Here is a 26,259-nt window from a genome sequence, read left to right as displayed (position 1 = left end):
GAGCAGTCTTTATAAAAACATGCCGCTTTTTTAAAAAATTCCGTGATATAATGAACATCAGCCTGCCAGAGGGGAGATCACATACGTGCTGAGTCATTCTGTTTATTCACGAAGTAACCTGTATCTCAACCAAAACCTGGTTCAGTTAAAAGGAGCCACCGCATCCATCTTTGTTCACTACTGGGGAGCGAAGCCGCAGCATAAAGGCAATAGTCCCCATGCACATTCTTTTTTCGAGATTTGTTATGTCGTAGAAGGAGAAGGGGTATACTCTCACGATGGTGTTACCTATCCACTCCGGGCAGGAACGCTCTATTGTTCCAAGCCCGAAAGCCGTCACTATATTCAAAGTGAAGAAGGCATGCTGCTTCTATTTCTAGCACTTGAGCCGATATCGTCAGAATCGAGTCAAACATTTATGCGTGATTTTGAGCAATTATGCTCTTATCCTCATTTGTTCATCCCGAATGCAGACCAAACTGCACCTATGCTAATTTGGCAAGCCCTGCTCATCCAAGCTTCCGATTCTAGCATTCGCTATAGAGAATCCCTGGAGCAGTTGGCCTATTCGCTTATCATAAGCTGTATCAGTCTATTTTTGCATCATTGTCGTTCTGGCGATACGGCTACATCCGCTACTGGCTCGGAATTACAAGGAACACTTAAAATGGCCAAAGCCTATATACAGACGAATCTCTCCAATAAAATAGTGCTTTCGGATGTAGCTCAAAGCCTCCATTTGTCAGAACGTCAGTTGTCCCGCCTAATAGCAGAAGAATTGGGACAATCCTTTCCTTCGATCGTTAAAACCGAAAGAATCAAAAGAGCTGCTTATTTATTAGGATATACGGACATCCCTTTGAAAAAAATCGCTGAAGATACCGGTTTTGAAAGCATCCATTACTTTACGCAGGTCTTCACCAGGGAAATGGGTACTCCGCCCAGCAGCTTCCGCAAAAAGTGTTTGAACTCCGCATCCGTAGATGCATGGATTCACAAGTATTTAGAGCAGGTAGCGACTCGCTATCAAAAATATAAACAGCAAGATCGTCCAGATTAACGCATCTCCTCATCCCTTCCCCAAAGCATATAGCGGTTGTTTGCGCATCCTGTATGGATTTGCGAAAACAACCGCTATACATGCTCTCTCCCATATGGGCCAGTATCATTCCTGGAATGATTTCATCACCCGGTCGGACATGATCCCAACCCCAATTGTGTCACTGTATTTCCGGGGTTGTCATTCCCCTTTACCAAATCTATTTCTCCATCAAATATTTATTCAAAAAGTCGTTACGAAACTTTCCGTGTGGATCACAATGAAGGAGCAGTTGTCGGAAGTCTGGCAGCTTCTCATAGAGCGGTTTCAACTGAGCGGGTTGCATGGTAAACAGCTTTCCCCAATGCGGACGAGCCCGGAAAGGCGCAAGTTGCTTTTCGATCATCGGCAGAACTTGTTTGACTGCCTCCCAATTCGGTTTCCACGTAAAATGAATAGCAACTGAATCCTGATTGTAATTAGGGCTCATCCACAAATTATCTTTTGCAATGGTACGAACTTCAGAAACATAAAGGTGTGGCGAAATTTGCTCCCGTATGCCATTAAGTGCATTTAATGCCTGATAGGCATCTTGTCGCGGCACGAAATACTCGCTTTGCAGCTCCTCTCCAGCACTCGGAGTGAAATCCATGCGAAAGTGCGGCAATCTCTCGTGCCATGGTCCCGCGATGCACATCTGCTCGCTGCAATTCTCCGCTGTATGTCCTGGCACTGGATGCCGAGGTGAAGTTGCTAATTGTGCGTCGAAAAACTCAGGTGCAGGTGCTACCTGGTCAGAGACTTGATCAGTCAGTTTCTGCTTTATCCATACTTGATTGAAATTCGCATTCTTCCAATCGGTGAATAGACTAACACTATATGCACTGGAAAAAATATCGTCAAAGTGCTCATTTAGTTGCACTAGAGACAGATTATCGTAAACATGCTGACTCATTTGAAATGTTGGGATCACATCCAGTGTAATTTTAGTGACTACGCCCAATCCTCCAAGCCCAACAATTGAACCTGCGATGTCTTGTTGCTCGCGGGAGAATACAGCCATGTCCCCGTTCGCCTGAATGATTTCCATAGAATCAACCACTGTAGCAAGATTGCCATTCCGATCACCAGAACCATGCGTTGCCGTAGCGCATGCACCTGCAACGGTTATGTGCGGCAGCGACGCCAAATTGTGAAGCGCATAACCATAGTTATGAAGATGTTCACATAGCTCTCCATACCGGATTCCTGCTTCAACAGTTACCTTATTTTTTACAGTATCTAATGCTACCACACGGTTAAGTTTCTGAAGTGAAAGAAGGCTTTCGGCACAATCGGCGATGCTATTAAACGAGTGCCGTGTGCCAAGCACCTTTATTTGCTTACTGCGAGCCACTAATTCCTGTACTTGCTCCACACTTGTGGGAACATGGAGTTCAGAGGCACTATACTTGTAGTTGCCAGCCCAATTCCAATTATTTTTCATATCTTCACACACCTTCGAAAGTATTTATAGTGTATAAAAATTCGATATAGGACTATTGAAATCCTTGTCATGCTTTAAAAGCTAATTAGATGAGAAAAGGCCTCCGTTTCACAATTTAATCGGCAGCCTTCTCTTGGTGTTTTCGGAGTGCGTTCGAAAAAATCATGTCCAGTTCCTCATAAGTCTTGAGATAAACGTATCATATCCCTGCATTGTATACCGTTTTCAAAAATTTCATCAGAGTAATGCTTTACAAAGAAGTCCCTATCAATCCCAACTATTCTAAAACCACATTTTTGATATAGAGCGAGTTGTCCCATTCCTGAGTTCCCAGTGCCAATCTCAATTGTTTTATAACCCTGAAACTTAGCATTTTTAATTGCATGCTGTACAATCTTCTTTCCTATCCCTTTACCTTGGTGGTTCTCGCTGACGGCAATATTCACCAACTCAACTGTCTCAGGTCTTGTAGGCAATAATACATAAACTGCTAAAATAGTGTTATTCATCTCTGCTACATAGCACTGACCTCGTTTAAGATATTCGTTAACAATCTGTTCAGAAGGGTCAGCTACCAATAACAGCTCCATTGGAGGCGACTCGTAAGTATCTAACTTGCGTATTTCCATTCTAATCCTCCTTTGTTGAACCATCATTGCCCGTACTCAAGTATAGTTTCCGTTAGTTGAAGATAAGGATGTAGCTAAAATTCGCGACCACGTCAAGACTGTGCTTGCAGTCTCCGATCCAGCATGCCCTGCACGAACCACGCATAAACGGCATACCCAGCCAGTATGGCAACCGCTGTAAGAAGGAAGGGCAGCGAATAATGATTTCCAGCCAAAATGTAGCCAGCCCAGTAAGAGGCGATAGTGTTGCCGATGCTGCGCGATACCGTCCGCATGACTGCGAACAAATTGCGGTCTTCTTCTGCGACAGCCGACATGCATTCGCTGTCCATTAAGTTGTTTAACATGGTGAAGCCCGTCCCGCGAATGAGTAGCAGTACCGCAAATACAAAGGCCGGCATGGTGAGCGCCATCAACGCCACGACAAACATGTTATACAGAAACAGGAACACAAACGTCCTGCGGCTGCCCCCTCTCTCTAGAACGTACGGCATAACGATCGAGCCGATAAAGAAGAATAATCCGGACAACGCGAGCAAAATGGAGATGTTGCTGTCCTCCATCTGAAACCGGAATTTCAGAATGACGTTCAGGAATGGGCTAAGCAGCCCGAACGTAAAGCCGGAGTTGAAAATAAGCAGCGAAAGCAGCAGCAGAAAATACATCGCATGCCCTCTCTTCGGCCGGTCCGGAGGCTTCGCTGGTTGAACACCACTGACCTCATCTGCTGCAGCGCTATTCACCCTTGCATGTGTAGATGGAAGCAGCATTCCCCGTAATATGCCTGAGAGCGCCAAGCATCCGCCGGCAACGAAGAATGCGTACTGGTACAACGTGGTATGCCCTGGCAGCCAATCCGGCAGGTAGCCGCCAAGCCATGTGCCGAGGCCGGTAAAAAAAGTAAATACGGCGAATAACAACGAATACGCGCTCGTCTCTTCTTTCTTGCTTCGGCAATATTGGAAAATCAGCTGAATTTCGGAGTTCACGATCGCTGTAATGCCGAGTGACCAGATGAGCTGCGCTGTGGTAACCGCGCCAAGGCTGGTTCCGAAGCCGAAGAGAGTGAGCGAAAGGAATGCTAGGAGCATGCCGGTGACGAGCATCGTTTTGCGCCCGACGCTCTTCACGATGAAACCTGCAGGCAGACTGGCTAGGCCAATTGTCAACGCCCCCAGCGACGTTATTCTACCGATGTCACCTTTGGAGAAACCGAGGTTCAAGAGATGTAAATTCAGGATGAGGCCGAAGATGCCTACTCCGATGCCAAACAAACTCTCGGTCGCGATGAAACGCTTCACGTCAGGAGATAAATCACGAACTAAATTTACGGTATACGTCCACATGGATGCACCTTTCCTTTTGCTACTGTATGTGCTTTATCTTACATGGCGGCGGCATCCGGTTCAATCCTATTTCTTCGGAAAGACCTAAATTGAAAAATTGCTTGATTTCTCTGTCGCAGCCTGTAATTATAGCCGTATTTCACAGCAACTTCGATTACTTTCACATTGCTGGACTGCAGCTCCATCGCCGCCAAGGTAAGACGTCTACACCGAATATACTCCGCTAAGCCAATTCCCGAGAGGAAAGAAAACATCCGGTTGAATTGATGCTCTGAACAGCATGCGATTCTAGCCACTTATTGAAAGTCGATTTCATCGTCAAGCTGTGCCTCAATATATGCCAATGCTTTGTTATGTTCTGAATCGAATTTCAAGCTATTTAATGTCATTAATAAAAAAAAGCCGCGATTTACGCGACTTTTGTCATTATATCTACTCTTAAAAGGTAAATACGTGGTTACCAATGGTAATCTTGGCGGTTCTTTTTTTGCTCCAAGATGCCTGGGCAATATCAGGATTGTAAAAATAAAGGGCCCCAGTTGTTGGATCCAAACCATTCAAAGCGGCTTTTGCCGCGCTATAGGCTGACAAATTTGGTTTAAGGTTAAACTGGCCATCATCAATGGCTGAAAATTGACCTGGCTGATGGATAACCTCAGTGATGGAATCAGGAAATTTTTCGGACTGAACTCGATTAAGAACGACAGCTCCCACGGCAACTTGTCCAACAAAGGGCTCCCCTCGGGCTTCGGAATGAATGATTCGCGCCAATTCATCCAGCACCGACTGTTGGGGTGAAATCGTTTTTTTTAGTTTAGACAGAGTTAAGGAATCGGCTTCACCGTCAACTGACAAGCCATAGCTGGCTTGAAATTTCTTTACCGCATTCTTAGTCTGATTACCGTAATAACCGGTAATTCCTGTTTTAAAGTAACCCAATGCGCTTAATCGTTCTTGCAAATCCAGTACTTGGTCACTTTGTGTGCCCTGTCCAAACGATTGCGCACCGACCGGTGCGGCCATCCCCATTACACCAAGGGAACAGACACAGATAAGAGCTTGTAATTTCTTCTTCATGTTTCAAGATAACCTCCTCTTCCTTTTACGCGCCGCACATGGCAACGACATGCAGCATTACAAATTTAGGGGTGTTGATCCGACTCAAGATGTTGCCTTACACGCTCTGAAAATAGAGAACAGCATCAAGCTGTCCCTTATAAACTTCGGGAGAAACACCTATTTAGGGTCGCAAATCACAAAAAGGAGCTATGCCAATAGGCTAGCTCCTCCACTAACGTTCTGCGGGCTCTCCGTAATAGGATCATATCCCAAGTACAAAACAGGAATGTACAAGTTAAGTTTTTCAAGCCCTGAGCTGCCGCGAAAAAGCTCCTCCTTTATCGTTTGCCGTTAGGTGAATGAAACTTATCATCCTAGAGTATTAATCAATAAAATGACTACTTAGTCTAAAACTAAGTGTTCATTTCACCCATTTTTAATGAAATTAAATTTTAATATTTTTATTGATTTTTGTAATAAAATTTAATAGTCTAGAAATGAACCATACCTAATCTTTACCAAACCGAACCGATACGATGAGGAGGAGATGGGACAAGGAATTTTGAGTACAGCATTTGAGAGCGGTTTCATACTTTTAGGAGGATGTGATTAGGTGACAAATAGTTCACGAAAGCTGACCATTTTGATTCCCATTCTAACAGCATTTATCTTCTTTATTGGTACAATCATCTCGGGATTTGGCAATGTATTACCTTCCGTGTATGCAGATTCTGTAGTCGAAATCGATTCTGCAAGTTCGCCGGCTTATGCCAATGTGGAAAATTTTGAACAGACAACAAGCCTGTCTGCTTCCTCTGCACAAGCCAAGTCCGTCAATATCGGCTTAATCAGCAGACCGGAGACGATCTATTATGGTTACCATGCTGTAAAATTAGCTTACGATTTCACGGGGATGCCGGGAACGTCGGCAGCATATATCAACTTCAAAGACCCGAGCGGATCAGCCGGGCGTACACTTCAAGGGATTCCGAAAAAGCTGGGGGTGTGGGTCTACGGCGACGGAAACAACCATTGGCTGCGCGCACAACTACAGGATGCGAACGGGACGAAACCTGTAGTTGATTTCACGACCAGCAACGGTCTTAATTGGAGCGGTTGGAAGTATGTCACGACCACTGTGCCTAACAATCTCATAGCTCCTCTTAAGATCAATCAAATTTATGTCGTAGAAACGAAGGTCAACAACAAAAACAGCGGTGTGCTGATGTTTGACCAGTTGAATGCCTACTATACGGACTCGACTGTCTTTGGTCTCGACGTAGTTGGACTTCCGCCCATGCAGGTGGGAGATACGAAGCAAGCAACTGTTAACGCTACTTATCAAAACGGCACCGAACCGGTTCCTGTCGTAAGCGGAATCAATTATCGGAGCAGCGATGAACGGATTGCGACAGTCGAACCTAACGGAACTGTCCGGGCACTGCAAGCAGGCACGGTAACGATTGCTGCAGTATACGGTAATGCACCGGAAGCGGCTTATACGTTAACGGTCACCGAAGAAGCGCCGATTCCACAGAAATTGGAGCTTTCAGCGCTATCCAAGCTCGAAACCGGCGCGACAAACCGGCTGAGAGTGTACGCTGCATACAGCGGCGCTGCAGAACCGGTATCTATTCTGACCGGAGCCAACTTCCAGAGCAGCAGCCCCGACATTGCGACTGTCGATGCCTCCGGACTCATTAAAGCTGTGAAGGCCGGTACGACGACGATCACTGCTTCCATTAGTGGTGTCTCCCAAGAATACGTGCTCACGGTAACGAATCCGGTTCCGGTATTGCAAAAAATCGAGTTAACCGGCCTGAAGGCGATGACCGTCGGAGAGTCCAGGCAAACGAAAGTGGTCGGTACTTACACATGGCTTCCTGATCCGGTCGAACTGACAAGTGGCGTTGCCTACACAAGCAGTAATCCTGGTGTCGCTTCCGTTAACGCAAGCGGAATGGTTACAGCAATGCAGATGGGAACCTCGAGAATTACGGCGACGTACGGAGGCAAATCGAGTGATTTTTACCTGGTGGTGAACAAAGTGGCGACTGTGCCTAAGCGAGAATTAAGAGCCGCTTGGATTGCTACCGTCGATAATATCGACTGGCCGAAAAAAGGCGTTGTCGAAGCGGAAGCGCAAAAGCGCGATTTTATCGAGCAGTTGGATGAGTTGCAAGCGGCTGGCATGAATGCGGTCATCGTTCAGGTGAAGCCGACCGCAGATGCCTTTTATCCCTCGGCGTACGCCCCTTGGTCGGAATGGCTGACAGGTGAACAAGGCAAGGACCCGGGCTATAATCCTCTCGCGTTTATGCTGGAGGAAGTCCACAAGCGGAATATGGAATTCCACGCCTGGTTCAACCCTTATCGGATCAGTCTGCAGGATCGTATTGATAAGCTGGTTCCCAATCATCCGGCACGGCAGCATCCTGATTGGGTCGTTACATATGGCGGCAAGCTTTACTTCAACCCGGGGATCCCGGAAGCAAAACAGTTCATCTCAGACAGCATCATGGAAGTGGTGAAAAATTACGACATCGACGCTGTACATTTTGACGATTATTTTTATCCGTATCCAGTAACCGGCGTGGATTTCCCGGACCAAGACGCCTATGCGAAATATGGCTCCTCTTTCCCGAACAAAGCGGACTGGAGACGCAGCAATGTAAATACGTTCGTTCAGGACATGAATGCCGCCATCAAACAAGAGAAACGCTGGGTCAAGTTTGGGATTAGTCCTTTCGGGATATGGAAAAACAAAAGCCAAGATCCTTCCGGCTCTGATACCAACGGACTTAGCAGCTACGACGCTATCTATGCGGATACGAAAAGATGGGTTGATCAAGCGTGGATCGACTATATTGCGCCGCAAATCTACTGGTATATGGGATATTCACCGGCATCCTACGATAAGTTAATCGAGTGGTGGAGCGGCGTGACGACCGGAAAAAATGTCCACCTGTACAGCGGTCAAGCGGTCTACCGGATCGGATCGGCCGACCCGGCGTGGCAAAACCCCGACGAAATGCCTAACCAAGTCGCTTATAATCGTAACTTTGACCAAGTGCACGGCAGCATATTTTTCAGTGCTAAATGGTTTAAAGACAATCCTCTCGGATTCACGAATCGATTGAAGAACGACTTTTATCGGTACCCGGCTTTAGCCCCTGTGATGCCTTGGTTGGATCAGGCTGCACCCGATGCGCCGGTCTTGGCATCCGCACTTCGAAAAGAGGCAGGGACAGAGATTACATGGAAGAAAGCCCAATCAAGTGACATAGCCTACTATATCGTTTATCGTTTTGACGGAGGGGCTGCCTTAGACCTGCAGGATCCATCTCATATTGTTGCAAAAGTACGTACACAAACGGGTTTCGATCTCACTTTCTTAGACAAGAATGCGACAGATGGAAAAGTATATACGTATATCGTAACAGCGGTTGACCGGATTCATAACGAAAGTGCTGCCAGCAACCCCGTTACGATGACCAACATCCTGGACGTTACGCCACCTGTCTCTGCATCTGCCATCGAAGGCACCCAATATAACGATTGGTATGTGTCGGAAGTTCGGATTAAACTATCGGCAAGTGACGATCTAACAGGTGTAAAGCAAACAGATTACAGCACTGATAACGGCTTAAACTGGAATTTATATATCTCACCGATCTCCTTAACTGCCGATGGGGATCATACATTGCTATACCGTTCAACGGATAGCGCCGGCAACGTAGAACAAACACGGACGGTGCAAATCTCGATAGACCGAACGGCACCGACGGTACAAATCACCGGAGCGAAAGCGTATACCGTCGATCAGATGGTATCGATCACTTGCACAGCAGTGGATACTGTATCCGGCATTGTTTATAATCCATGCGCAGAGCCGTTGGTCAGTGCTCCTGCTTATCAGTTGGAGCTCGGCCTCCACAATGTCTCAGTTCAAGTTACGGATCATGCAGGCAACGTAGGAACAGGTTCTGCTTCGTACACGGTGCAGGTTACTGAGAACAGTCTCGCGAACTTAATCCGTGAATTCGTCACGGGACCTGGTGAACAAGGTATCGAGAATTCACTGTTGAAAAAGCTGGAACACCAGCAAATCGATGCTTTCATTCATGAGATTGATGCTCAAACAGGCAAGCGAATTACAATGGAACAAGCGGACATTCTTATAAGGTTAGTTCGAGCTCTTCAATAAAAATGATTACAGACTCCATGCATTATGTGTGGGGTCTGTTTTCGATTCATTGCCAATGAAACTCCTGACCTCTCGGAAGTCATGACTTTTTCCCATACAATTCCGTTAGATCTGCAATTTTTGTCTGAATCCTCTCGGGAATCTCCTTTAACAGCTTAAACCAAGGCACAAAAAGTTCCTCGTCCAAACGGTATTCCTTATATACTAAGGCAGGTGTAAACGCACAAGATTTCAAATAAGTCTCTACCAGCTTGTTCGTTTCCTCGTTCGTCATAATCGTTCCTTCCAGAAAATAAGGAATGGTCAAACCATCAACACCAGCATCTTCGTTTACTGCAGTCATAAAGTGTGGAACGAGCTCCAAAAACTCAGCTACTGGACTAAATGCATGCTTCCCAGGCTGCGAAAACAGCCGCACATGCGTCCCATCGAGCAAATTGCTTCGGTCCTTCAGGAGCCCTTTCAAATACTTGCCGTGAAAGCTCGCTTCACAATCGATGACATTTCCATCATGGCCTATGTAAACCCATACATGCTCCAATTCATACAAATGCTGAATATCATAATCCCAATAAATTGCGTATTCAATAATTTTCTTCAAACGTATATCATTAAATGGAAACGATCTTCGAAAGGATGGGGAGACCCCCTCCTGTTCAAAAACCGTTACCCCGACCCGAACCGGAAAAAAGGGTTCATTTTTATCAAAGTACAGATAAGGCGCGTAAACCTGAATAGTTTGCATATCCATAGGATGGCTCCCCCTTAATAACTAAGAATACATAAAGTCCCTCAAGTAAAATGATTTGCATTAATATGTTAAATCACCTACGTTTATTTCTCGCTTTTTATAGGGAACTGTGGTTCATATTTACTTATCTGCATTTCACACCATTGTGCCGTAGTCTCAGATATCCTAAAATGTTATACTTCAATAATCTACTATGATGTTCTGCATTTTTAGCGACCAAAGGGGTGATCGGCATGCTGGTAGCTGAACGCTATCTGACTTTATACGACCGTTTTGGCGGTGAAAACTCGAATGGCGAACCTGTAGTGGCAACTCTGGAAGAGTTGGCCAATGCGCTATTCTGCACGCCAAGAAACGCGAAACTTGTGCTGAAGAAATTAGAGGAAGACTGTCTCGTAAATTGGCTGCCGGGCCGCGGTCGCGGTAATCGATCACACATAATTTTCAAGGTGCATAAGGAAAACTTCTTGCTCAACCTGGCTACGTCCAAAGCCGATGTTGGCGATTACCGCACATCGTTCGAAGTGCTCAGCAATTACGGTGAAGGGACCGAAGCCAAGATCAAGTTCCTCGAATGGCTGAAGGGGAGATTCGGCTATCAGAAGGAAACGGTGAGAGGTCTTACCGAATGCGATACGCTTCGTTTTCCCGTCTACCGTAGCGTCCAAACGCTCGATCCTGCTAAAGTGAATTATGCCTTCGACTCACACATCATCCGGCAAATCTTCGATCGTCTCGTCACTTATGACGAGACAGTAGATCGGATAGTTCCCGGAATTGCTCATGCCTGGAACGCAGATTCACAGGCAATGGAATGGACTTTCTATTTGCGCAAAGGCGTCTTGTTCCATTCAGGTCGTGAACTGAACTCTCAGGATGTGGTCTATACCTTCGAACGGCTTCGCTCTCAAAACATGCCGAACCGCTGGATGATGAGAAGTCTTTCGGTTGTGGAAGCATTGGGGCCGCGTACTGTGCGTTTTGTACTGTCGCAACCGAATCGGATTTTCGATCGTTTTTTATGCTCGGCCGCTTCATCCATCTTGCCTCTGGATTTGGACGAACAGAGTGAAGAAGACTATTGGCGACTGCCGACGGGCACAGGACCATTCCACTTGGTCTCCTTTTCTCCACATCGCATCGAATTGGCGGCCAATACCTCCTATTATGCGGGAAGACCCTACCTGGATGGCGTCGATATCATCATCATGCCGGAGGATTGCCAACAGATGTCAACCATTGGCTTGCCCTCCGTGATGCAAACTCAAGATGGAGATAAATCGGAGCAGGAAGAGAATCCAGAAGAAAAATGGCAAGCTCTCGCCCGGTTGTGCAACGGCTGCACGATGATGACATGGAACGGGAATAAACAGGGGTGGACGCAGAACGAGACCTTCCGTAAAGCCGTGCGGCTCTTGCTCGATCCCGTAGCCATGCAAGCTGAATTAGGTGGAGAACGCGTGCTGCCGGCTTATTCATTGCGCCCGGAAGACAGCATGCAATATGAACGCCAAACCGCAACCGTTCCGGAAATCTACCATGCACTGTCCCAATCCGGCTACGACGGGACCAAACTTCGACTTGTCGTACACGAAAAGTATGAACGAGACGGACGATGGGTCGCGACGCGCATGAATAGCTTTGGCATTGCTGTCGACCTGTTTTTGGCGGATTGGTCGCAAGTTTTAGATCCTGAAATCATATCCAGCGCCGATTTCACTATTTCAGGGATCATTCTGGCCGAAGATGACGTCTGCGAGATCGATATGTATGAACATGAGGAATGCATCTCCAGTACGTATCTGGCGCCTTCACTCAAAAGCTGGATTCTTGCGCAGATTGACTTGGCTCTTGGCTCTGACAGCGCTCAAGCCCGTAGAAGCCACTTGCGCGATATCGAAACACGGCTCCGGGAAGAGTGCCATATCATTTTCCTGCATCATCGGCAGCTGAATACTTATATGCATCCTTCGGTTAGAGGTGCTTCATTCAATTCTAACGGCTGGATTGACTTTAAACAAATTTGGCTAGAAAAATGATCAAAAGAATACCGCTTTAAGTTGGGCGGTATTTATATAGTTACTAATCGAGGGGAATTTCGTGATTCCTCCTCAACAGGCTACCGACCTGCCTTCATCCTGCACAGATTAATTGGAGCGATGGGAAAACAACGATGTCGTATTCAGCAACTCCTTGATACCATCAGCAATTTTTTGGACTCCGATGCCGATCATTTCCTCCTCCACTTGAGAAACACTCAATCGAATTAACGTTTCTTTTTCAAATTCAGGAAGATACATCTTTTTTGCGTCGTCCATGTATACATTTTCCTTCTTCATATGCGTAATAAATTGCTTTGCATTCAGTGGATTTGGTAGCCTGATTGTCGAGTAAAAACCGGATAGGGAACCCGAATATGCAGCGGAAGGCGGCAAGTACTCTTTATAAGCTTTTTGCAATAATGTTGCTTTGTTGCTGTAGATCGACCTCATACGTTGAATATGAGCCTTAAACATACCGCTTTTAAGATAAATTTCCAGAGCCCCTTGTGTGAGCACCGGTGTATGTAAATCCGTAGCAAATTTGGCGCGTAAGAACGAGGCTCGCAAGGAATCCGGAATAACCGCGAGACCCAGTCTCAAACCAGGAAGCATCACTTTGGAAAAGCTTTTGGTATAAATGACTCTTCCTGATGGATCGTAAGCAAACATAGGGTCCTGCTTCAGGTTGGAATCAAGGTCCCCCATGTAATCATCTTCGATGATATAGACGTCGTACTTTGTAGCCAACTCCACGATTTTCCGTTTCTCCGCGTTCGAGTAACTATATCCGGTTGGATTTTGAAACCTTGAGACCGTGTAGAAGAACTTGATATTTTTGAATTTGAACAGATTTTCCAAACGCTCCATGTCTATTCCCTTCGAAGTTATTTCAACCCCGAATGCCGTGACTTCTTGAAGCTTGATTGATTCGATTAAGCTGAAGTGAGTGGGCTGTTCGACACAGATATCACTTTTTCCGTTGGGGAAAGGAAGCATAACAAACAGATGGAGTGCTTGCTGCGAACCGGAAACCACACATATTCTTTCGGGTACAGTAAAAACCTGAAGATCTTGCAAATGCCGGGCTAGCTCCGCTCGCAGCGAATATATCCCTTGGATATCCGAATAAGTGAACATCTCTTCTTTATATACTTCAATGGCTTGATTAATACAGTGTTGATAATCTCGATAGGGCATCGCATTCTTGTCAGGACCGGCCGATAGAAAATCAATGGTTCTCGCATCCATCTGACCGGGTTTACGGGAATGATAACGTTCCACAACATAATAACCACTCTTGGAAACGGAATAGATCATATGCTTCTTTTCCAATTCGGAATAAGCTTTTATGATGGTGTTATTACTACATGAGAACTGCTCGGCCAGAGCCCTGATAGACGGCAGCTTGTTCCCCGGTTTTAATTCGTCTTCCTCGATTTGTTTTTCAATATAGTTCATGACCACGGCATAGATCAATTTGTTCGCTCCCCCTTCTATCTGTACAGGTACAAACCAAGAAAAACTTGATTTACAAGTTATACCGATTTAAGTAGACTCATGGTTACAAGATGCATGTTGGATTGGGGACCGTTGTTCGATGGCCATCGAAATCTTTCCCGAAAAAATTGATACTAATTGGAGTGATGCAAATGAAGAGGTTAAAAGGTCTTTTGTTTTCTGTTGCTACTCTACTTACTGCCGTATTCATCACGTTCACGACGTATGCCTATGCAGACCCGAAGATCATCACTCTTGAACTGGAAGATGTCTTCCAGGCTAACCAAGGGACTCTAGTAATCAAAAACCTGAAATCAGATAAAGTATATGCTTATAATCCGGAAAGAAGCAAGGAACGATTCACCCCGGAGTCAAGCTTTAAAGTTCCGAATGCGTTAATCGGACTGGAAGTGAAAGTCGTAGCCGATGAATACGACATTAAGAGATGGGACGGTGTCGAGAGAGAGTTCCAGGGTTGGAACCGGGATCATACGTTGGGTTCCGCCATGAGACATTCTGCCATTTGGTATTATCAGGAGTTGGCCCGCGATATCGGCAAAGAAACTATGGAGGATTATCTTAATCAAATTGATTACGGCAATCGAGACATAACAGGAGGAATCGATACCTTCTGGCTGAACACCAGCTTAAAGATCTCCGCTCAGGAGCAGGCAGCATTTATGGAAAAACTGGTGGAAGAGGATTTACCTTTTCAGAAAAAAACAATGAAGACGGTCAAACGAATCATGATCGATGACGAACAAGACGAATATATCGTACATGGCAAAACAGGTACAAGATTGTCGGATATGGGCTTGGGATGGTATGTAGGATATATTGAAACAAATAAGGATACCTGGGTTTTCGCGACTAATGTAGCCGGTAGCGGAACGAAAGCAAAACAGCTGACGATGGAATCCTTGGAGAAAATGAAGATCATCAACGAATAAATGCAAATAAATAAAAACGCCCATACAAGAAAATATAATAAGCGTTCACTCCGTAGAGTGAACGCCTAATTTACTTCAAATTATCGTTCTCCGTTAGGTTAACGACGTTCAAAAAATTCCCATTGTTCCTCAAAATGAAAGCCAATTCACACGTTTACATTTACTCTTGGACTTCATTTAAAGTATTGGCCAATCTTACTGTTATCCTTTAAAATCAAAGACTTCATGTTATTCTGACGGAACATTTTTAATATTAACGGTTTACTATTTTTTTCGAATCCAGCATTCCATTCAAACATCTTCATGAAAATATGGATTGTTGGTGTATAGTTCGCTTTTTCGACCCCTAGTTTTTGCAGGATAAATCTTCTAATAATCCTAATTATTCTTAACGCATACGGGGTGTCCAAGAAAATGATTAATTCGGCATTCTGGAAGCTTTTTAAAACCCAATCATGGCTATGAGCACCTTCTATAATCCATCGGTTAGAACGGATTATATTGTCTAAGTACTCATTTCTTTCCTCGTCAGTTCTTCTTATATCTTCAGATTTATGCCGTTTCCAAACCACGTTATCTAATTCATAATGCGGAATGCCATACCTAAGGGATAAATTTCTAGCAAGTGTGGTTTTTCCGCTCCCGACTGAACCTATGATATGTATTTTGTTCGGAATATTCTCGTTCAGATGGATCCCCACTTTTTGTGAAAGTTCCTTCACTAATCATTTAATCCCTTTCCATTGAGAAAAGAACGATATTTCTCAACTTCTCATATTCTTCCTTCCACTTTTTAGCTTTACTTAAAAATTCATCATCCTTAGGATTCATTCTATGAAATGGATAGCCCACGGCCGATCAAATTGGCAGAAACCGGCTTTTTGCCGATTTCACGCGCCCAAACTGACAGTTGCCCAATATGGTGTATTTCATGGGCGATTACATGACGCATGACTTCCCCCCATGTATAAGATGCGGTACTACCATCTTGCCTTATGTCAGTAAAGATCTTTATTTCCAATTTCTCCTCCCAATTCAGTACAAATGGTCTTACTTCCTTTTGGAATTCGGCATCCAGCTTACGGATCATCTCCAGTGTATTGTAAGCTTCAAAGTTTTCTTGGAAATCTGGCTTCCCTTGCAAGGATCGAATCCAGCTCCACTCTACGTCAATGATATGGAAAAGTGTACGCAAAATTCCCCCTGCCCCTCCGATTCGATCTCGAAGTAAGTCCTCCGGCGAAATCTCTTCACACCACCGATACCAATCTTCCCTGACTTGCCAATTGTAATGGAACATGGTTTGCAATACATTCACTCCATTCTTATAGTAAGGAATTTATCCAAAAAACAACCATCAATACTCTGGCCTGTACCTAATGCACTTATTACATCTTCTTCGGGTTGGAGTAACTTTACCCCACTAAAGGAGACTTCATCGAGGATTTTCAGGTCCAGTAAATACATGTCTTCGTAAGTTACAGATATGGTTCTTGGGTTCTCTAAATAATCAACTTTTGCTTCCATATTCTCAGAGAAAAAACGGATTGGAACGTAGGCTAAATTTTTATAATTTAATACTTCATACATTGGTCCAGGTTCCGTTTGCTCACCATTAATAAAAATCTTTGAAGGAAACAAGTAAGCTTGGATTGTTTCAGAAGCACTAACAATCGTACAGAATGATAATAATATTCCTGCAAAAAGCCCAATGGCATATTTTCTCATATTTACAATCCTATCTGCTACTTTAATTAACAAAAGAGGAGCTACCGCGAACAAGGCCCCTCAACTATAGTTTCCCGTTCGTGAATGACTTGTGATACGGTTCAATGTATCATTGCAAAGGCGAAATTTTAGAACACAAATTTGAGTGCCCTGCGTTTGTTCCCTTCTTTTCCACTATAGGCATCACATCTTTTTTAACTACCTGACAGATATCCCTTACGGATTCTTGATGTGGACATATACTTAAGAAAACCCGATGGAGAGGATGCATGTGGTTATGAAATCAGACCGACTCACGATTATTATAGAAAAAGGTAAAAAACGCATGATCGCAAGAACGCCGATCACTGGAATTGACAAACTGGTGTTCGTCGTAAACCATCAATTTACCAACGCCCCCAACACGACGCAAATTGCAAGCGGTGCAGGCCGCAGCAGCGCTGCTGGCAACAACGCCGCTATTAAATCCCCGAATACTCAGCAGCAACAGAGCGTCGGGGCAGGAGGAAAAGCCAAGAACAAATGGTTGAAGGGCGCCAATGACGGACTTTATCATGGTAATACCCGGTTCGGAACGCGTCGTTGCGGCAAAGAAATTATCATTATCCTTAATGATCAGATCGTCAAGCTTCCGAGAGATGCCGCTAACGCCTCGGCTACCCAGGTGGCAAGCGGCGGCGGAAGATACAGTACGAGCGGGACTAACTCTGCAATTGAAAGTCCAGGTACCAAACAGCAGCACGCTGTCGGTGGAGGCGGAACTGCTTTGAATAAATGGATTAGCAAGCGCAGAAAGAAATCGAGGTAGTGAAAAGCCCACAAGTTTGTGAAAGTAGTTGCAGATAACTTGAATCTCTGCGAGGGTGTAAATCTACCTAACACAATTCCTTTAATCAAAATCATACCATAAATTGGTTCATTTATTAGTTTTAAATAAAGGTAAAGTGAAACGTTGGGCAAGTTGCCTGACGCTTCACTTTTTTTGATTCAATTCGCTTCGGCAATTACGACTTTGAGAACGAGCTTCCACGAACGGATCACTCCTTCACCGATATCGGTTGTTCCCGATATACGGTAGACCCCCTCAGTGACGAAATTGCGGTTGGGCGATCCAATGGAATCGCAGTACCTATCTGTAATGAAACCATCATCGATTTTGAGAATGTCGTTAGATATAGCTTGTAGCCGATACTCGTCGATTCTTTCAGAAATTCCTAGTAATCCCATACGACTCACCCCTCGTACTCTTCTTTTATTAGGAAAATTCAGGAAATAAATACCTCTGATATTTATTCGCGCTACATTTACTTTTACCTTCGACGTTAACCTGTCCGTTACTTCAATGAACAAAAAAAGGAGCCGCGGCTAAGCGAACTCCTCCACTATAGTTTCTCGTAGTTCAACACTTTTTGTAACAATATGGTGGATATTCTGAATGATATCGGCAGTGTAACACTGCGTTTATGTTATACGCATTCAGTCCCCTTAAAGGAACGTCAATGCATCGAATTCATCGTCGCATGCTTAACGATGACGCGGCGGATGAAGAACGCCACGGCTAGCCCGATGATTGTCACAATCATCGCGAACATGAACACGTTCTGGGAACCGATCATCATGGCTTTAGCCATCTCGACCGGTTCACTCGGCACTGGAGAGCTGATCAAATATTTCTCCATGCCACTTGTAAGGATGCTGATTGCGATTGCCGTACCGATCGCACCTGCGACCTGTTGCAGCGTGTTCATGACTGCCGTTCCGTGTGGGTAAAGTTCCGGCGGCAGTTGGTTAAGTCCGTTTGTCTGCGCCGGCATCCATACCATGGAGATACCAATCATGAGACCAATATGCAAGGCCACGATAAAGGCTATAGAAGATGCAACTGATATACTGGAAAAAAACCATAACATCACCGCTACGATGACGAGGCCGGGGATTACGAGCCACTTTGGCCCATACTTATCAAATAAGCGTCCCATACGTGGCGACAAGATACCATTCAACGCGCTGCCAGGCAGCAGCATGAGCCCGGTAGCGAACGCGGATAGTTTCATCCCGTTCTGCAGATACATCGGTAAAATAATCATACTCGATAAGATGATCATCATACACGACAGCACAAGAAGCAGCCCCACGATAAACATAGGGTACTTGAAGACGTGCAAGTTCATCATCGGCTCGCGCATTAACATCTGGCGCAGTGTGAACAATACAAGCGCGATAAGTCCGATGACGATCGATGAGAGCACGATCGCGCTAGTCCAGCCTCCCTCCCCTTCGCCTGCCTTACTGAAGCCAAAGACTACGCCGCCGAAGCCTATTGTTGACAAAATAATGGACAATGGATCAATGCGCGGTCTCGTGACCTCGGTGACGTTTTCCAGGTATTTCAATCCTATCAATAGCCCTATGACCAAAAATGGAAGAGACAGCCAGAAAATGTAATGCCATGTTAAATATTCGATTAAAATACCCGCCACAGTAGGGCCAGTCGCCGGTGCGAACATGATAACTAGACCAACGAAGCCCATCGCTGCCCCACGCTGCTCCGGAGGGTAAACTACGAGAATCGTATTAAACATGAGCGGAATCAATAAACCCATGCCGGCTGCCTGCAGAACGCGAGCGACCATCAGCATTTCGAAATTGAGTGCAAGCGCTGCAATCAATGTCCCAACGATCGAGCTTGCAAGCGAAACAATGAAAAGCTGCCTAGTTGTCAACCATTGTAGCAGTAAACCTGTCATCGGCATCAGAATACCGAGAGTCAGCAAAAAACCTGTCGTTAACCACTGTGCAGTCGCGGCCGAAATCTGGAACACGTCCATTAAATTACTAATTGCTATGTTGAGTGCCGTCTCACTGAACATGCCTACGAAGCCGCAAATGAGCAGAGACGCCATTATAGCCCGCGTATTATATTGCTTCATATGATTTTCACTTCCCTCTCCTGAAAACTACTTTGAATAGTTCTCTATCTATTCGGTTCCGCTATAAAATACAACAGAGTTGGCACTTATACAAGTCCAAAAACAAATTAAACAATTTTTTACTTCTCAGTTCTACAAAAAAACACCTTAAAGCACCGATAAGCTACGATATCGTAGCATGGAACTTAAAGGTGTTCAGATTACCAAAGGGCTTGCTTCGTCAACCTCTGCTCAAAAATGACAAGTCTAAAGAGGTATCTGAGGGACTTGTTAAAGTGAAATAGAAACAAACCCCATACGTTGTATTTTCAACACCAAACCAACTTCCATGCATCTCAAGTATATTCTTTACGATGGATAAGCCGAGTCCGGTTCCCCCTGTTTTTCGATCTCGAGATTTTTCTACCCTGTAAAATCGATCCCAGATTAATTTTAGATCGTCATTTTCCGCTCAAAGAATAAAGCACGTTTTTCCATTCGTGATTCGAGGTGTGTCGATTAAACAATGATATACCGAAAGTTTTCAATATACGATTCTTTCTTTTGCTCCATTCGTCGTAAATGGTCATAAAAACTATGGGGAAATTTAAATACGTGTCCGTAATCCCAATCATTCTCGCTATAGTCCTTTTCCCAAAACTTAATCTCTATCGGCAGCACGTTCGCCCGTTTCGCCGGTTGCAAAGGCAGTTGATCAACAGGTGAAACCAATTTGATTGAATCTCCAGGTTTAACGTTACGGCTGTTGCGCAGAACTTTAATCAGCTTCATTATAGGCGGTAATCCTCTTTCGAAAAAGGAGATATGGCCTAGGTCAAACAAGATGTTTAACGCATGTGAAAAAGTCAGCATATGACCAATCAAATCATGATGAGATTCTGCGCGATAAATGACGGGAAACTCGGCCAATTGTTTCAGCACAAATGTTGAAAGCTCATTGGGATTCGATATGGCCGGAAAACCATCTTCGTCTGTAATCTCCATCCTTTTCACTTCGGATGCAGAGAACCCTATCCATGACCGTCCCGGAATCGTCCTCTCAAACGCGCGTATGAGATCAGTTATTCCTGAGATATCCTCAGTACTTCCCCAGCCTTTGAGTTCATGGATGGCCAACAAACTCGCTGCGCTGTATATCACATTATGACCGACCCAATGTAGCTGATCGATCGTTTTATCAAGTGCCTCAAGTATAGCATTTACGGCTGTTTGCTCGCCACAACCGGAACGGCGTTGAACGCCGTTCGTCCCATGAATCATTTTTACCATCGCTTCTGCCTGCGAAATTACCAGTCGAGTCAGTTCTTGACTCAGATTATTTGATCTAACGAAAAAATAACTGCTGATAGCGGCAGCACCAAAGTGAGCCTGCCAAATGTCACCTGTTTCTTTTTTGCATGAAGAGATGATCGCTAACCCGTCCCTCAAAATGGATTGATTCAACATAATATCCCCCCCCCTATTTCACAAATTCTGCTTCGTTTATTTACACCAAATATTCGCGAGATCATTTCGACTATCCTGCCCGTTAAGGGCGTACATAGCAAAGCGCATGCCAATGTTGGCATGCGCTTCTAGGGCTGCTAAAGTTTTTTATTCTTCTTTAGCCGTTTCCACATATTTTTTGAAATTATCTAAAATCGCCTGCCATCCGGCTTGCTGCATCTCGATGGCGTTGGTCTCTTCCGCTTCGAACGATTCTATAATTTTCGTGTCGTTGTCTTGGCCAATAAAAGTGATCTTCACTTTTCTACCGTCGCCAAGCGAATAGGAGATGCTCTCGTTCATGCTCACCTCGTCGTATACACCGCCGAAATCAAATCCCATGCTGCCGTCCTTGGCTTCCATTCTCGAGACGAATTTACCGCCGGCCCTCAGATCATTCTCGGCGAATGGAGTATGCCAGTCATCCGAAGCCTTATTCCATAGCATAATATGCTTCGGCTCCGTCCAATATTTCCACACGCTTTCGACGGGAGAATGAACAATTGTTTCTACCGTAATCGTTGCCTGATTACTTGTTCCCATTATATAACCTCCTGAGATGAATCTATTATTCTCAAATATTACCATAATCATTTACTGCTGTCGATATGTTTGAAGTGCCATGACTCTAAAAGTTTCTTCGAAAATTAAACTGGTATTCTCTGAACTGCGATCCTGAAGCTCAACACAAAGGCAGCCGATCGTCTGGTCGGCTGCCTTTGTGTCTTTATTCAGCTGTCGTTCACCGTTAGTGCATCCACGGGCAGCTAGTAATCAACTGGGCGTGGTCTAAACCCGTTTAAACCTTTCATGCTAGACCGGGTTGTCGCTTGCCACGATTTACTCCTTCTTTGCTCTCGGTGTGCTTTCGAAGCCGATCGACTTGTGCGTGCCGTCGCAGAACGGCTTGTTGCCCGATCCTCCGCACCGGCACAACGAGAACGATTCTTTGTGCTCGAACGGGTTACCTTCTGCGTCCACCAGCTCGACCGGCCCGGTCACCCGAAGCGATCCATTGTCATTCACTTTAATTGTCACTTTGTTTTCGTCTGCCATTACTTTGCCTCCTATGTACGATAGTTAATATACAAGTATATCCAGCAATCACCAGAAAAAGACGAGCCAATCGTTCACTATGGCAGATCGACACAACAATCCTGCACTTTACTTCAATGAAATCAAATAAAGAGCAAAGTTTAAGGGTAGCTTTTTTATGATAAGAACAACGAGAAAAAACGGCCAGTGTTCGCATCTATTTCGCGATAGGGCCGTCTTGTTTTCAAGATATATTTTTATGTTGTTGGATTAAATTGCAAAAGCTGATGTGATGATTACCAAAAGAATAAAAAGAACCAAAATAAATGCTACGTTTTTGCCCATACCATAACCTTCACCACAACCTACACCATAACCTACTGCTCCCATGTTTACTCATTCCCTTCAGTGATTTTTCACTACGGTATAAATATATGTTCGGTACATAGTGCTTGCTTGGACGTATACCATTGTGAGGCAAATGTTGAGGAAACGCGTAAACGTAAACGTAAATGTTCGGTATTTCTTTGTATAATTCCGCATTTTGTTAAACTATCCTTCACGTTACTTCAATACACCAAAAGAGGAGCTGCCCCAAAGCAGACTCCCCCAATGCGGCAGCGCAAAAACACCGTACAGCGGGGAGGCGATCCCGGCCGTACGGTGCCTTGACGATCGAGGGGCTTAAGGCTTCACAATCTTCTCCTGCTTCTTGTTTTCCGGGATTGGCGCGGGCTCCGCGCTTTGGTCATTCGCGGTAAGATCGATGCCGTATTCCTTGGCATACACCATATGGGTATCGATAAGAACGTTTTCGGCGTGTTCGTCGAGATGGAATACCCGGGCGCCACGCAGCCGGTTCCGATCCGCTCCGGGAAGACCGTAAGCGCCGAAACCCGTGCTTCCGGAATAGCCAAGCAGTACGCCGTAGTAGTTGCCGTGGTACGTATTGACGTGATCATGGCCACAAAAAACGCCTTTGACATCGCCTCGGGCCAAAATCGCCGAGAACATGCCGCTATTGATCGGACCGGGGCATTCGTCTTCGTTCCGTTCCCCCACAATCTGATGTTTGCCAACGGCCCTTGCATGGTCAGCCTCGGACCTTCCGTCCACGCTGGCATACCACATGAATCGGTACTCCCAGAGCGGGATATGTATGAACATGAGTGACGGCACTTTATAACCCAGTTTCTCCTCTAGTTTTTTGGAGGTTTCGTAGTACCACGTCACTTGATCGAACCGCAGCCAGTCCCAAGTCGGATATCCTTCGAAGTCTTGACCGGCAATTGTATCCGGCGCATACCTTCCGCTATCCAACAGCCAGAGGTTAAAAGTCGCCTTCGACCCTTGGGAGGACTGGATCAACAGGTTGGTATTCCCTGTCCCGGTAACCCCTCTTTCTCCGGGCTGGTTCACATTATGCTTGTACGCCATATAAAATTGCAGCATTTCCTCTTCGTATAGACCCGCGTTCGGAGTTGAGTCTTCGTCGTGATTCCCAAAGGTTACAGCCCATTTGATTCCTCGTTGTTCCATTGGCTGGGCGATGTTGTTCATCGCTTGCTTCATCTCCATCGCCGTATCGCAGCCAGAGGTAATATTGTCGCCGTTAAGTACGACAAAATCCGGTTTTTCGGTGTCGAGTACCTTCTCCATCAGCTCCACGGTCCGTCGATCGATATTTTCGTCATCCTGCGTGTCGTTGAACTGAACGATTTTGAACTTTCCGTCAGAGTTAAATTGCAGCTTCACATTGTCGTTGGTTGCGGCTTGTACCTCTCCTCCGCCAAACAATTCGACGGGAACACCCGCCGATCCGAGCGTGAGCGCCAGCGCACTCGCCCCCCCGACTTTAATAAAATCCCTCCTGCTCATGCTTTTACTTGCTTCATCTTGGCTCATCGAACAAATACCTCCTGTGATTTATTGGGATAAGCCCCCCCCTCAATTTATCGAAGAAATGTACGGTGAATATAACCTTGATCTAAAGGTTATGTAAATGATGTCTTTACAGTCAGCGAAGATTAGTTCCAAGTATTTCATATCGAAATGGGAACTGCATCCTCGATTAACAGAAAGAAGCCGCGAAGATATCTCTGCGGCTTCTTTCCAATACGACTATTCATTTAAATTGAATAGAAATTTCGTTACAATCAAGATGAATATCCAAATTTCCCGCCTTATCTGTAGTTGAGATCGATACATCTTGCCGAATATGGTCAATCTCCAGTCGAGTTATTAGTGGCGGTTCCGTATCTTCCTCTAAGTCAACCGGCGTGCATACGGTCACAATGCCCAGTTTACCCGTCATTGTTCCTTTACCTACAATTGTGGATGTTTCCTTTTTGACTCCATATATTTCAGATACCCATCCCTTCTCGCTGCCAATAGCAAAATCAGCTGTATGATCGCAGCTTGTCTTCCAATGCATATCTAACTGAATGGTTGGGGAATAGTCAATAGTTGCTTTCCTCATATCTGTATTGCCTCCATCTGAGATTCGAACATTCGCAGAGGGAGGAAGTTGAAACCTCTGTTCAATGTCATGTCCCCCTTCGGCATCCAGCCAATCCACGATGATCATCAGATTGCTCTTTTTCCAAAGCAGCAGCCATCGGCGATGAAGAACTGGGGCATCAAGCCTCATGTAACCATTATGGGAGGCATCGATAAAATCATACTCCTCCCCCGTGATCCATCGGTTCGTCACACATTCTGCAAGCGGTGTTCCCCATTCCTGTGAGGAAACATAAGGCGTCTGATCCAACCCATCCACAGTAATGGTATTGTGCGCACGGGTGCTCTTGAAATAACGGCGCCACTCCCCTTCTTCATAGGTATACCTTCCTGGATCGAGAAAGAGCAAGTTACGCTTCCACATCCATTCCAAATTTAGCGCATCTGCATGTCCATGTGCCCCTCCCATGGAGGCGGCGTCAAAAAATACATAATGTTGTTCATCCTTCATGATGTAAAACCCCGTTCGAGGGAAAGATACAGTAGTAGGACGCTGTGGATTGAAGGACAGCTGTTGTTTTTTGAACGTTTCATACATTTCACTACCAAACATCCAGAGAATTTCAGCGCTAACTTCGCCCATTGAGATAAATTGCTCATCTTCTAGAATCGCACCCAGTAAAGCAAGACGCTCCGTACCTGAACTTATCAGGTCGGAATCACCTGCAGCTGTAGACCCGTGATCGGGTCTGATCATCGCATGTGTGAAAGCTCCCATTCTGCGAAGGTTGTTCGCATACCATTCCGACATCGGATTGCCTGATAGCTTTCCGAGTAAATAGGGAGCACCAAACATCTCAATACTTCCATTATGATAATGCGTCGTTAACTCGCATTGTACGCCGTCGGGGCCAATTTGATGGACCATGCACAACTCCAGTCGCTCGATTGCAAATTGCCGCCAAAATGAGGCTCTAGGGTGGTCATGATAAAAAACGCTTATCATAAATAAGCCCTGCATATGCATGATAGCATGATTGATTTCAGTGCTCCCCAAATAACTAGTCAAATAATTCGCATGTTCAACTAGTGCCAATAAAAACTCTTCTCGGAAGATCTCTGAAATAACCGGACTTTTTTCCATGTATTTATAAGCGGATATCCATGATTGAACACGTAGACCCACCTCCAATAAGCGCCAAGGTCCCGGTTGTTGAAAAAAAGCAGCTGTCTCATAGGAAGGATTCTGCGGAACGGGATTTTGCAGCCACCAGCCTCTCAGATGTTTGATAAATGTATGGACGTACTCCTCTTTTTGCGTCATCAAATAAGCTTTGCCTAAATCCAGCATGTACCAATGCCGATTTAGTACCCACGTGAATTCGAGATCCTTAGAAGGATTATATAACCAATCTATTGGATCCCCCATGTCAACCCAATGATCCATGTCCATGGTATAGGGAACGAGGAACATATTCTTACATGCTTGCTCCGCTTTCTCGATGGAAGCCTTTGCAAGCTCTGGATACTCTTGAAGATAATGCTTCCCAGTATCTATCAATTCCTGATTCGTTAAATAATAATTCAATTCAGTTCCTCCTCTTAGGCTTAGTCT

At 45.2% G+C, this 26,259-nt stretch carries 22 protein-coding genes and 3 pseudogenes; 5 read left to right on the top strand and 20 right to left on the bottom strand.

Annotated features, from left to right (window positions below; genetic code table 11):
- Positions 1-85 precede the first annotated feature (85 nt).
- Entirely contained in the window at positions 86-1,060 is a 975-nt protein-coding gene (locus QFZ78_RS34160; RefSeq protein WP_307553936.1) for an AraC family transcriptional regulator, read from the top strand.
- A gap of 199 nt (positions 1,061-1,259) precedes the next feature.
- Here QFZ78_RS34160 and QFZ78_RS34155 read toward each other — a convergent pair whose 3' ends face one another.
- The 5 genes and pseudogenes from QFZ78_RS34155 to QFZ78_RS34135 all read right to left on the bottom strand — a co-directional run bounded on the left by QFZ78_RS34155 (position 1,260) and on the right by QFZ78_RS34135 (position 5,577).
- Positions 1,260-2,525, bottom strand: coding sequence for an FAD-binding protein (locus QFZ78_RS34155; RefSeq protein WP_307553933.1), 1,266 nt, complete (start codon positions 2,523-2,525; stop codon positions 1,260-1,262).
- Positions 2,526-2,701: 176 nt separating this feature from the next.
- Positions 2,702-3,154, bottom strand: a complete 453-nt coding sequence (locus tag QFZ78_RS34150) for a GNAT family N-acetyltransferase (RefSeq protein WP_307553931.1) — start codon at positions 3,152-3,154, stop codon at positions 2,702-2,704.
- 92 nt (positions 3,155-3,246) lie between these two features.
- Positions 3,247-4,500, bottom strand: a complete 1,254-nt coding sequence (locus QFZ78_RS34145; RefSeq protein ID WP_307553929.1) for an MFS transporter — start codon at positions 4,498-4,500, stop codon at positions 3,247-3,249.
- Between the two features lie 125 nt (positions 4,501-4,625).
- A pseudogene (locus QFZ78_RS34140) lies at positions 4,626-4,889 on the bottom strand (helix-turn-helix domain-containing protein); the annotation flags it as partial.
- A gap of 49 nt (positions 4,890-4,938) precedes the next feature.
- On the bottom strand, positions 4,939-5,577 hold the full coding sequence (locus QFZ78_RS34135; protein WP_307553927.1) for a cell wall hydrolase: 639 nt from the start codon (positions 5,575-5,577) through the stop codon (positions 4,939-4,941).
- A 595-nt stretch (positions 5,578-6,172) separates the two neighbouring features.
- On the opposite strand from QFZ78_RS34135, the gene QFZ78_RS34130 reads away from it, so the two are divergent.
- Positions 6,173-9,766 carry a family 10 glycosylhydrolase gene (locus QFZ78_RS34130; protein WP_307553925.1) on the top strand — a complete coding sequence of 1,198 codons (3,594 nt, stop codon included), beginning with the start codon at positions 6,173-6,175 and terminating at the stop codon, positions 9,764-9,766.
- Positions 9,767-9,845: 79 nt separating this feature from the next.
- Here QFZ78_RS34130 and QFZ78_RS34125 read toward each other — a convergent pair whose 3' ends face one another.
- Complete coding sequence (locus QFZ78_RS34125) at positions 9,846-10,517, bottom strand: NPP1 family protein (RefSeq protein WP_307553923.1); 672 nt, start codon at positions 10,515-10,517, stop codon at positions 9,846-9,848.
- A gap of 233 nt (positions 10,518-10,750) precedes the next feature.
- Between QFZ78_RS34125 and QFZ78_RS34120 the strand changes: the two genes are divergently transcribed.
- Positions 10,751-12,556, top strand: coding sequence for an SgrR family transcriptional regulator (locus tag QFZ78_RS34120; protein ID WP_307553922.1), 1,806 nt, complete (start codon positions 10,751-10,753; stop codon positions 12,554-12,556).
- 108 nt (positions 12,557-12,664) lie between these two features.
- On the opposite strand, the gene QFZ78_RS34115 is transcribed toward QFZ78_RS34120, so the two are convergent.
- Entirely contained in the window at positions 12,665-14,035 is a 1,371-nt protein-coding gene (locus QFZ78_RS34115) for an aminotransferase-like domain-containing protein (RefSeq protein ID WP_307553920.1), read from the bottom strand.
- Between the two features lie 173 nt (positions 14,036-14,208).
- Here QFZ78_RS34115 and blaOXA point away from each other — a divergent pair, with 173 nt between their 5' ends.
- Positions 14,209-15,006, top strand: coding sequence for a class D beta-lactamase (blaOXA, locus tag QFZ78_RS34110; RefSeq protein ID WP_373461088.1), 798 nt, complete (start codon positions 14,209-14,211; stop codon positions 15,004-15,006).
- A 173-nt stretch (positions 15,007-15,179) separates the two neighbouring features.
- Here blaOXA and QFZ78_RS34105 read toward each other — a convergent pair whose 3' ends face one another.
- From QFZ78_RS34105 to QFZ78_RS34090, 4 genes and pseudogenes are all read right to left on the bottom strand, one after another.
- The gene (locus tag QFZ78_RS34105; protein WP_307556032.1) at positions 15,180-15,695 is read right to left on the bottom strand and encodes an AAA family ATPase; all 516 of its coding nucleotides are present in this window, start codon (positions 15,693-15,695) and stop codon (positions 15,180-15,182) included.
- Between the two features lie 61 nt (positions 15,696-15,756).
- Positions 15,757-15,837 (bottom strand): annotated as a pseudogene (locus QFZ78_RS34100) (hypothetical protein); the annotation flags it as partial.
- A 1-nt stretch (position 15,838) separates the two neighbouring features.
- The gene (locus tag QFZ78_RS34095) at positions 15,839-16,315 is read right to left on the bottom strand and encodes a DinB family protein (RefSeq protein ID WP_307553916.1); all 477 of its coding nucleotides are present in this window, start codon (positions 16,313-16,315) and stop codon (positions 15,839-15,841) included.
- A 5-nt stretch (positions 16,316-16,320) separates the two neighbouring features.
- Positions 16,321-16,767, bottom strand: coding sequence for a stalk domain-containing protein (locus QFZ78_RS34090; RefSeq protein WP_307553914.1), 447 nt, complete (start codon positions 16,765-16,767; stop codon positions 16,321-16,323).
- Between the two features lie 292 nt (positions 16,768-17,059).
- Between QFZ78_RS34090 and QFZ78_RS34085 the strand changes: the two genes are divergently transcribed.
- Entirely contained in the window at positions 17,060-17,542 is a 483-nt protein-coding gene (locus tag QFZ78_RS34085) for a hypothetical protein (protein WP_307556030.1), read from the top strand.
- 179 nt (positions 17,543-17,721) lie between these two features.
- On the opposite strand, the gene QFZ78_RS34080 is transcribed toward QFZ78_RS34085, so the two are convergent.
- The 9 genes and pseudogenes from QFZ78_RS34080 to QFZ78_RS34040 all read right to left on the bottom strand — a co-directional run bounded on the left by QFZ78_RS34080 (position 17,722) and on the right by QFZ78_RS34040 (position 26,232).
- Positions 17,722-17,961 carry a hypothetical protein gene (locus QFZ78_RS34080; protein ID WP_307553913.1) on the bottom strand — a complete coding sequence of 80 codons (240 nt, stop codon included), beginning with the start codon at positions 17,959-17,961 and terminating at the stop codon, positions 17,722-17,724.
- Positions 17,962-18,230: 269 nt separating this feature from the next.
- A complete protein-coding gene (locus QFZ78_RS34075; protein WP_307553911.1) occupies positions 18,231-19,664 on the bottom strand; it encodes a DHA2 family efflux MFS transporter permease subunit in 1,434 nt (477 codons plus the stop codon).
- A gap of 220 nt (positions 19,665-19,884) precedes the next feature.
- A pseudogene (locus tag QFZ78_RS34070) lies at positions 19,885-20,094 on the bottom strand (ATP-binding protein); the annotation flags it as partial.
- Between the two features lie 68 nt (positions 20,095-20,162).
- On the bottom strand, positions 20,163-21,110 hold the full coding sequence (locus QFZ78_RS34065; protein ID WP_307553909.1) for a hypothetical protein: 948 nt from the start codon (positions 21,108-21,110) through the stop codon (positions 20,163-20,165).
- A gap of 147 nt (positions 21,111-21,257) precedes the next feature.
- Positions 21,258-21,692, bottom strand: coding sequence for an SRPBCC family protein (locus QFZ78_RS34060; RefSeq protein WP_307553907.1), 435 nt, complete (start codon positions 21,690-21,692; stop codon positions 21,258-21,260).
- 297 nt (positions 21,693-21,989) lie between these two features.
- Positions 21,990-22,205, bottom strand: a complete 216-nt coding sequence (locus QFZ78_RS34055) for a CDGSH iron-sulfur domain-containing protein (RefSeq protein WP_307553905.1) — start codon at positions 22,203-22,205, stop codon at positions 21,990-21,992.
- A 249-nt stretch (positions 22,206-22,454) separates the two neighbouring features.
- Entirely contained in the window at positions 22,455-22,574 is a 120-nt protein-coding gene (locus QFZ78_RS34050; RefSeq protein ID WP_307553903.1) for a sporulation protein YjcZ, read from the bottom strand.
- A 294-nt stretch (positions 22,575-22,868) separates the two neighbouring features.
- Positions 22,869-24,089: a metallophosphoesterase gene (locus QFZ78_RS34045; RefSeq protein ID WP_307553901.1), complete on the bottom strand. Its 1,221-nt coding sequence runs from the start codon at positions 24,087-24,089 to the stop codon at positions 22,869-22,871.
- Positions 24,090-24,309: 220 nt separating this feature from the next.
- Positions 24,310-26,232 (bottom strand): alginate lyase family protein, encoded by a 1,923-nt coding sequence (locus tag QFZ78_RS34040; RefSeq protein WP_307553899.1) that lies wholly within the window; start codon positions 26,230-26,232, stop codon positions 24,310-24,312.
- Between the last annotated feature and the right edge of the window lie 27 nt (positions 26,233-26,259).

The organism is Paenibacillus sp. V4I5, assembly GCF_030817255.1.
Lineage (GTDB): Bacteria > Bacillota > Bacilli > Paenibacillales > NBRC-103111 > Paenibacillus_E.
This window is presented reverse-complemented; position numbering and strand designations above follow the sequence as displayed.